The sequence below is a fragment of the Deinococcus frigens DSM 12807 genome, assembly GCF_000701425.1.
Lineage (GTDB): Bacteria > Deinococcota > Deinococci > Deinococcales > Deinococcaceae > Deinococcus > Deinococcus frigens.
Map to the genome: position 1 here is coordinate 1 of NZ_JNIW01000099.1, position 7,347 is coordinate 7,347.

The 7,347-nt window shown below is 62.0% G+C and carries 9 protein-coding genes and 2 tRNA genes; 4 read left to right on the forward strand and 7 right to left on the reverse strand.

From position 1 onward, the window contains the following. Positions 1 to 459: 459 nt before the first annotated feature. Positions 460 to 825 carry a hypothetical protein gene (locus Q322_RS0119050; RefSeq protein ID WP_029479443.1) on the reverse strand — a complete coding sequence of 122 codons (366 nt, stop codon included), beginning with the start codon at positions 823 to 825 and terminating at the stop codon, positions 460 to 462. 92 nt (positions 826 to 917) lie between these two features. Then, on the reverse strand, positions 918 to 1,322 hold the full coding sequence (locus tag Q322_RS0119055) for a hypothetical protein (protein WP_051668776.1): 405 nt from the start codon (positions 1,320 to 1,322) through the stop codon (positions 918 to 920). A 150-nt stretch (positions 1,323 to 1,472) separates the two neighbouring features. Between Q322_RS0119055 and Q322_RS21305 the strand changes: the two genes are divergently transcribed. From Q322_RS21305 to Q322_RS21310, 3 genes are all read left to right on the forward strand, one after another. After that, positions 1,473 to 1,829 (forward strand): helix-turn-helix domain-containing protein, encoded by a 357-nt coding sequence (locus tag Q322_RS21305; protein ID WP_034419316.1) that lies wholly within the window; start codon positions 1,473 to 1,475, stop codon positions 1,827 to 1,829. Next, the gene (locus Q322_RS0119065; RefSeq protein WP_029479445.1) at positions 1,826 to 2,146 is read left to right on the forward strand and encodes a type II toxin-antitoxin system RelE family toxin; all 321 of its coding nucleotides are present in this window, start codon (positions 1,826 to 1,828) and stop codon (positions 2,144 to 2,146) included. The genes Q322_RS21305 and Q322_RS0119065 overlap by 4 nt, the downstream gene beginning before the upstream one ends. A 363-nt stretch (positions 2,147 to 2,509) precedes the next feature. Next, entirely contained in the window at positions 2,510 to 3,604 is a 1,095-nt protein-coding gene (locus Q322_RS21310; protein ID WP_245593323.1) for a tyrosine-type recombinase/integrase, read from the forward strand. Between the two features lie 99 nt (positions 3,605 to 3,703). On the opposite strand, the gene Q322_RS0119075 is transcribed toward Q322_RS21310, so the two are convergent. The 5 genes from Q322_RS0119075 to Q322_RS0119095 all read right to left on the reverse strand — a co-directional run bounded on the left by Q322_RS0119075 (position 3,704) and on the right by Q322_RS0119095 (position 6,749). After that, positions 3,704 to 3,779 (reverse strand) — tRNA-Phe (locus Q322_RS0119075). Positions 3,780 to 3,806: 27 nt separating this feature from the next. Further along, positions 3,807 to 3,882: transfer RNA gene (locus tag Q322_RS0119080), tRNA-Asp, on the reverse strand. Between the two features lie 129 nt (positions 3,883 to 4,011). Then, positions 4,012 to 4,773 (reverse strand): metallophosphoesterase, encoded by a 762-nt coding sequence (locus Q322_RS0119085; protein ID WP_029479446.1) that lies wholly within the window; start codon positions 4,771 to 4,773, stop codon positions 4,012 to 4,014. Between the two features lie 119 nt (positions 4,774 to 4,892). After that, complete coding sequence (locus Q322_RS0119090) at positions 4,893 to 5,390, reverse strand: pyridoxamine 5'-phosphate oxidase family protein (RefSeq protein WP_029479447.1); 498 nt, start codon at positions 5,388 to 5,390, stop codon at positions 4,893 to 4,895. A 96-nt stretch (positions 5,391 to 5,486) separates the two neighbouring features. Continuing rightward, on the reverse strand, positions 5,487 to 6,749 hold the full coding sequence (locus Q322_RS0119095) for an MFS transporter (protein WP_029479448.1): 1,263 nt from the start codon (positions 6,747 to 6,749) through the stop codon (positions 5,487 to 5,489). Positions 6,750 to 7,011: 262 nt separating this feature from the next. Here Q322_RS0119095 and Q322_RS23665 point away from each other — a divergent pair. Further along, positions 7,012 to 7,347, forward strand: a 336-nt coding sequence (locus Q322_RS23665) for a helix-turn-helix domain-containing protein (protein ID WP_162176644.1), incomplete at its 3' end; no start/stop codon positions are given.

A 7,347-nucleotide genomic window follows, 5' to 3' on the forward strand; every position in this document is an offset into this window, starting at 1 on the left:
TCAGCGCCAGAATCTCGGCAAGGGGACGACGTTCTGCCAGGAGCGCAAAGAATTGCGCTCTGCGCCGCTGGACGGCACAGGTACTGGTCTCGAAGAGCTGCCAGAAGTCAGCCGCTTGATGTGCGAGGGAACGAATGAAGAGTGCAGGTTTCATCCCTCTATTATAAACTGTTTAATCGGAATCCGTATCATCTGCGGAAATTCCGCAGTTGGGACAGCCGCGCCGGGAATACTGCCCACTGAACGGGGAGAAATACGGGCATGGCGTCGCAACTTGCGACGCTATCGGGCAAGGGGGTAAGTCGGACAGGCCCCCTCTGCTATTCGTCCTGCTGGCTGGACATATTGACCAGCAGATTCTTTTCACCCATGTGGGCAAAAGTGGGGTATGCCGAGCTTACGCCACACGAAAAAACCCGCCCCCACTGCTGGGAACGGGCCGCGCCGGTTATCCGGTGGTCAGCTTTCGCCCAGCGCCTCACGGATCACGGCAAGAGCAGCATCATGGGCGTCATCCTCGCGGCGGTACAGTAAGCCGTCAGGGTGCCAAAAATGACCCTCCAGAGACAGCGTAGTACCGAGCGCAGACGCCCCCACACCCGCCGCTTTCCAGTGACGCGCCCAGGCTTGAACCGTGGGATAGAGCAGCGCGTGAAGATGCTCAGCAGCGGCATTCTCCAGCGCCACGCGGGCGCTACAGCCGGGGCAAAGGGCATCCGGGTGTGCCAGGCCGTGCGGAATGGGCAGGAAGGAAATGGGCGCGAGGCAAGAATCACAGATGGTGCTGGGCAGGGTGGCGCGGACAGAGCGGGAAATTACGGTCATGGTGGAACCTCCAGAGAAGGGGAATAGATGGCGCTGGCTACACGTATTCGCGCGGGTGAGGTTGTGACCGGGTGCCACAACCTCAGTTGAACTTAGGCCGTCATGCCCCACTGTCCCCGCGCGTAGTTCCTGACGGTGTAGGCGTCTACAGGCGTCAGGGCAGCGAGGGAAGGCACCGGGCGGCCCAGGGCATCGGCGGCGGTGGCGTAGTGGTCCTTAAATCCCAGGCGGCCCAATTCCCGGTGAAGGTTGCAGGCGGCGGGCTTGCCGATGGTGTCCAGTGTTTCGGCCAGCAGCTCCAGACGGTCAGCATTCCTCAGCACGCGATCAGCGGCTACCACGTCCACTGGTACGCCGTCCACTTCGGCGGCGAAGCCCTGGCCGGTGCGGCTGACCGTGACGGCGTAGACGGCGGTGGACATGACCACGCTGCACTCCCTGTACGTGGTGTGGGCGGCCCAGGTGCGGGAAATGGCGCGGGGTGCGGTAGTGCTCATCTTGCTCCTTCGGTGCTACTGGGGATCAGATGGGGCGCTCTCTTTCGACGGGGAAGCGCCTTCTCTGCTGTCTTTATTATTACGCATACGCATAACAATGTTAAGCTTGTAAGCGTACCGATTTATGCCCTATGCGTGTATACTTGCCGCATGGGAGTCATAGAGTTCAAATTAAACGAGGTGATGGGGCGGCATAGGATCAAGCAGCGGCAACTGGCCGAGGCGGCGCGCATCCGTCCTGCGGCTGTCAATGCCCTGTACCACGGCACGCGGGAAAGGGTGGACATGGGCCAGCTTGCCGCAGTGCTGGACGCTTTGAACGCCCTCACTGGAAAGGCGTACACCGTAGCTGATTTGCTGGAATACACGCCTGCTGATGGGGACGCGGAAGAAACAGCGGCAGTCCTGGCAGACCACCCGGACATTCTTGAACGGGTGCGTCGGCTGGAAGCAGGAGAGTCAAAGCTGATCCCCTGGCATGACTTGAAGGCCGAACTGAACCTGTGACGCGCCCCGTTCTCTTCACGGTCATCCTCACCGATGACGCCCGCGCCGATCTGCTGGGGATCTCCGATCAGCGCACCGTTAAAGCCATCGGGAAGCAGATTGACGGCCTGGAGACTGACCCGGATCAGAAGGGGAAGCAGCTTACTGGCCTGCTCAAGAACTTTCGCAGCATCCGGGCCGCTGGGCAGCGATATCGGATCGTGTATCAGGTGGCGATGGACGCCGAGACACGGGCCGTGGTGGTGGTGGTCATCGGCATACGTAAGGAAGGCGATAAGCGGGACGCCTACGCGGTGGCAGACAAAAGGTTGAAGTGAAGTCCAGTCAGAGAAACATCATCCGGCCCAAATCGACTGTTTAACTGAATGCCCCAACTTCGCCCCCAACTTATCGACGGTGAAACGATGCCCCGCCTCTCCCCCACTCTGGTATGTAGCTGCACCTTTGCACCAAATCATTTTTAGCGTGCTGCACAGCGTGTAATTAGGGGCAGGGAAGTTTGCACCAAATCAGGTTTTGCACCAATTGCCAAGACACGAAACGAGGTTGACCGCATGGCGAAGAAAGTAGAGCAACCCACAGCGAAACGGGGCAACGGGCGCGGCAGTGTCCGGCGCTTGCCTTCCGGGCGCTGGCAATGGCGGGCCAGTACCGAGTAGCCCAGTGGGGAGCTGGTACGCGTGGCCGGGACGGTAGACACCAAAACAGAGGCAGAGGACGCCCTGAGCCGTGCCAGGACGGACGCGGCGCGCGGTCAGTTCACCATGACTGAGAAAACCACGCTGGGCGAATATCTGGAGGCGTGGCACGCGGTCAAGAAACAGAGTCAGGCGGCCACGTATGCCCGCAGTCACGAAAGCATGATGAATGTCCATATCCTGCCCAGCCTGGGCAAGCGCCGCCTATCGACGATCACGCCCCGTGACCTTGAATCCTTCTATGCCGGACTGACCTACCAGGACAAACGGCGCGGCAAAGGATTGAAGGGCGTCAAGCCGTTGGGCGATTCCATGAAGCGGCTCATTCACAACATGCTCTATCAGATGTTCTCGGAAGCGGTACGACATGGCGACCTGCCCAGAAATCCGGCAACCGTGGCCCGCCCCACGTACACGCGGGAAGCGGCACGCGAAGTGACAGTGAAGGCATGGACAGAGGAAGAGGCCGGACGGTTTTACGCGGTGGCCAGGCGTGACCCGCGCGGCGGGGCCTTCTGCTTCATGCTGTCGACCGGCCTGCGGATTGGGGAGGCCCTGGGCCTGCGCTGGGAGAATGTGGAGCTGGGCGAAGCGTCCGCACTGATCCACATCAAAGAGAGCCTAGTTAGCGTCAACGGGCACGCGCACCGAACCACGCCCAAAACAGCGCGGTCACGCCGGACGGTGAAGGTAGCTGGAGACGCCCTGGCCATCCTCAAGGAACAGCCGCAGAAGGTGGCCCTCGATATGGAGGCCCAGGCCGCCCGCTATACGCCCAGTGACGCCGTGTTCACCAACTCGAAGGGCGGGGCGATTCTGCCGGATACGGTGTATAGCTTCATGCGGCGGCTATGCGCGGCGGCAGACGTGCCCTACAAAGGAACTCATGTCCTGAGACACAGCTTCATTTCCATACAGGGGCAGCATGGGCAGCCGGTGGAGGTCATCTCTGCCCATGTGGGGCATGCCTGCGCGTCATTCACTCAGGACCGCTATAGAACTGTCTTCGCAAAGGAACGGGACGCCCTGACGCTGGCCTTCCCATCACTCACCCCAGACTCAGAAAGGACACCATGAAAAACCCGTTGGGCACGCGTTGGGCATATGGGCCAGTTGGGCACGGCTTAGGCCGTCAGCACAAAAGGAAAAAACCCCGTCTAGGACGAGGCTTCAACTTGGTGGCCAGAGCCGGACTTGAACCGGCGACCCAACGATTTTCAATCGTTTGCTCTACCAGCTGAGCTATCCAGCCTTGCTTTCCCCACGCGGGAGAAAGTCTTGGCGGTCCGGACGGGATTTGAACCCGCGACCTTCTGCGTGACAGGCAGATATGCTAACCGCTACACTACCGGACCATTTCTTCTGGCGCTTGATTGTCATGGTGCTGCCCACGAAAAGCAGCGGGGTTAAGGATAGCCGCGCCCCTGGAACTTGTCAACAAGCCGACAGTTGTGCCGGGCACCTGTTTGCCCGCAGGGCGGGCATCAGAACGGCACCGTCCGCACCGCCTGAAGCGCCGCAGTTGCCGATTCGTCGATCATCAGTTCCAGGTACTCGCGGGCGTGCAGGGCGTCGATCATGGCGAAGCGGTGGTCCTCATCCAGCAGGATGCCGTCGTCAATCTGGGTGTGGCCGTAGACGCCGAAGTCCAGGCCAGCCATCGCCACGTATTCTGGGGTGTCGCGAAACCAGCATTTGGCACTGCGGTCCGCGTAGAACAGATCGTCGTAATGCGTGTGGGCGGGCAGCGGCGAGACGTGCGCGAACTGCACCGCGCCCACCCGCAGCTCACGGGGAAACTGAGCGATCCAGGCCCGCAGATGCTCTGCGAGCGGTACGCCGCCGCGCTCAGGATCAAATTCCAGATGGACCAGACCGCCGCTGGTGCCCAGGATGTAACCGCCGTTCAGCACGGCGTCGTCGTGGTTGCCCAGCAGAATGTGGACCGCGTGGGGCGCGGCGGCCTGGTAGGCCCGCAGACGCTCCAGATGGTCCGCCTGATTGCGGGCTGCCAGCAGCAGGTGATCAGGATCGTCCGCGTCGAAGTGCGGCAGGCCGATCAGCCGGGCGTATTCGCGCTCGTTTTTCGGGTGCACCAGATCGCCGATCAGGACCACCTGAAATAGACCCGCCAGCACCGGCGACGTCGGCAGAAATGCGCCGTCCACACAGCTCGCGGCGCGCAGGGCAGCCCACAACGTTTCAAAATCGGCGTGTACGTCGCCAAAGGCCATGAATTTGCGCATCTGTTCGGAAGTTTACTGGCTGTAAACGCGGATCGTCTAAATCTTCAGACACAGAACACCCCGCCATCTGGGTTCTCAAACGGCGGGGCTTCGGGTGAAGGTTGGCGAAGCCGATGAAGCTACAGCTTGACGGTTTCGTTGTTGCCCATGTCGCCGCGCTGGCCGGTGACCGCGCCCTTGGCCAGTTCATACAGCGCCTTGACCTTGCCGGGACCCTCCCACAGCTCCGCGCCGTGGGCGCTAATTTTGATCAGTTGAACGTTGGGATCGTCCTTGCCGCCCTCGAAGTAGGTCTTGTAGAAGTCGCTCCACAGTTCATCGAGTTTGGCGCGGTCCTCCACCAGTTCGGCAGTGCCGGTCAAACTGACATAGTCGCTGCCTTCGGCATTGGAGTAGCTGACATTCACCTGCGGGCGCTGGCCCATATCGTGAACGCCCTCGGTGTCCTTGCCGCCAATGAACCACAGGTCACCGTCGAACTCGAACTGCTGGGTGGTCATGGGCCGCGCGTGCATATGGCCCTCATCGGTCACGGTGGTCAGCATGGCGAACTTGACATCCTTGATAATGCTGGCGATATGTTTGATGGATTGTTCGCGGGTGAGGGTGTCGCTCATGCCCTCAAACCTGACACGGGCGGGCGCGGGGCTGTGGAACCCGCCGCACCGTCTTAATGAGCGGTCAAGATTTTTGGCGGGGGTTTTAAGCGAAAACTAGGCCGCCGCCTGCTGCCCCCGGTGCGCGTTGTCCGGCACCTTGCGGACCAGCAGCACGCCCAGGATAAAGAACACGGCGGCGATGCCGAAGACCAGCGTGTAGCCGAAGTTGCCGCCGCGCGCGTTGCCCCAGTCCAGCAGCGCCCCCTGCGGCGCACTGGTCATCTGCGGCGCGACAAAGGCCACATGCCAGATACCCATATCGCGGGCATAGCTGCTGGCACTGGGCATGGCGTCGCTGCCCAGCGCCCAGTCCACACTGGTAAAGGCCCCGAAACCCAGCCCGAAGAACAGCGCCAGCGCCAGCGCCACCGGGTAACTGGGCGCGACGAGCAGCAGCAGCGCGGCGGCGGCCATCGCCCCGCCCGCCACGTAAATGACGGGCTTGCGGCCCACCCGGTCACTGACGCGCCCCCCGATCAGCGCCGAGATGATGCTGCCCACGATGATGCACGCCAGCATGATGCTGGTGCTGGTTTCGGCGTCGGTCTGGCGCATCACGTCGCGGTTGTAATACTGGAGGAACGGCTGCACGCTGTACTGCCCCAGCGAGAACAGCACCCGCGTCAGGAAGACCCACAAGAACGCCTGATGCGCGAACAGCTCGGCGATGCTGAGAGTCCGGGCACCGGCAGTGGCCAGCGGCTTGGGGTTGGTGGCCTCGGGAATGCCGCGCATGGTGATCAGGGCGGGCACCAGCAGCACCACAGCGATCAACACGAACGACACCACCACCGGCAGCTTGAGAATCCCCACCGCAAAGGCCGCCACCGCGCCCAGCAGTTGCCCTGCTGCCTGAAGCAGCGCCATCACGCCGCTGTAGCGCCCGCGCTGTTCGGGCGGCACCAGTTGAGGTATCAGGGCGGAGTACGGCGCGGTGGCGTAATTGTTGCCAAACTGCACGAACAGAAAGCCCAGCACGTAGACCCAGAAGCCGTTCATGCCGCTGAGGGTCATGGCCGCAAAACCCATGATGGCCAGGCCCACCAGATTGACCGCCACGCCCAGCCGCAGGTACGGCAGCCGCCGCCCGGTGCGGTCACTGGCTGCCCCTACCAGCGGCGGCAGGATCAGCGCCATGACCGCGCCAATCGCCACCAGCGCACCCAGGTATGTTCCCTTGCTGGTGTCGCCCACGAAATTGGCCACGTTGGCGGGCATTAAAATCAGCAGCAGCACCAGCCAGTGGAAAGCCGTGCCGAACCAGAAGGCAGACAGCACCCACGGCTGGGGCGGACGGACTGCGGATATGGTGGTCATGGCGTGGAGTATAAGCGCGCCGCAAGACGGCGGGGGACACCACTGCTGGAGCACGCCTGAGTGCAAGGCGTTCCAATCCAGGCGTGCTGGAGCGGTGCGACGACGCCAACGGTCACCTGCCACTTTCCCCGGGCAATGAAACGGACCGCCCCTATGAGACCGAGGGGGGCTGCCCCTGCCCGCCCAGCCCCTGTGGACCGCCGCTTTGCTCCTCAGAGGGAGGAATAATACGGATTCCGATTAAACAGTTTACAATAGAGGGATGAAACCTGCACTCTTCACTCGTCCCCTCGCACATCAAGCGGCTGACTTCTGGCAGCTCTTCGAGACCAGTACCTGTGCCGTCCAGCGGCGCAGAGCGCAATTCTTTGCGCTCCTGGCAGAACGTCGTCCCCTTGCCGAGATTCTGGCGCTGACCCGCTATAGCCGGGTCACGGCCTACTCACTGGTCAATCGGTATCACACCCTGGGTCTGGAGAGCCTCGCGGACGGACGACAGACCAATACTGGTGCGCCCCCTGTCTTGACCGCCGACGAACAGCAGCGTCTTGCTCGTCATCTGCATGAAGATTTTGAGCGAGGGATGGTCTCTGCGGGC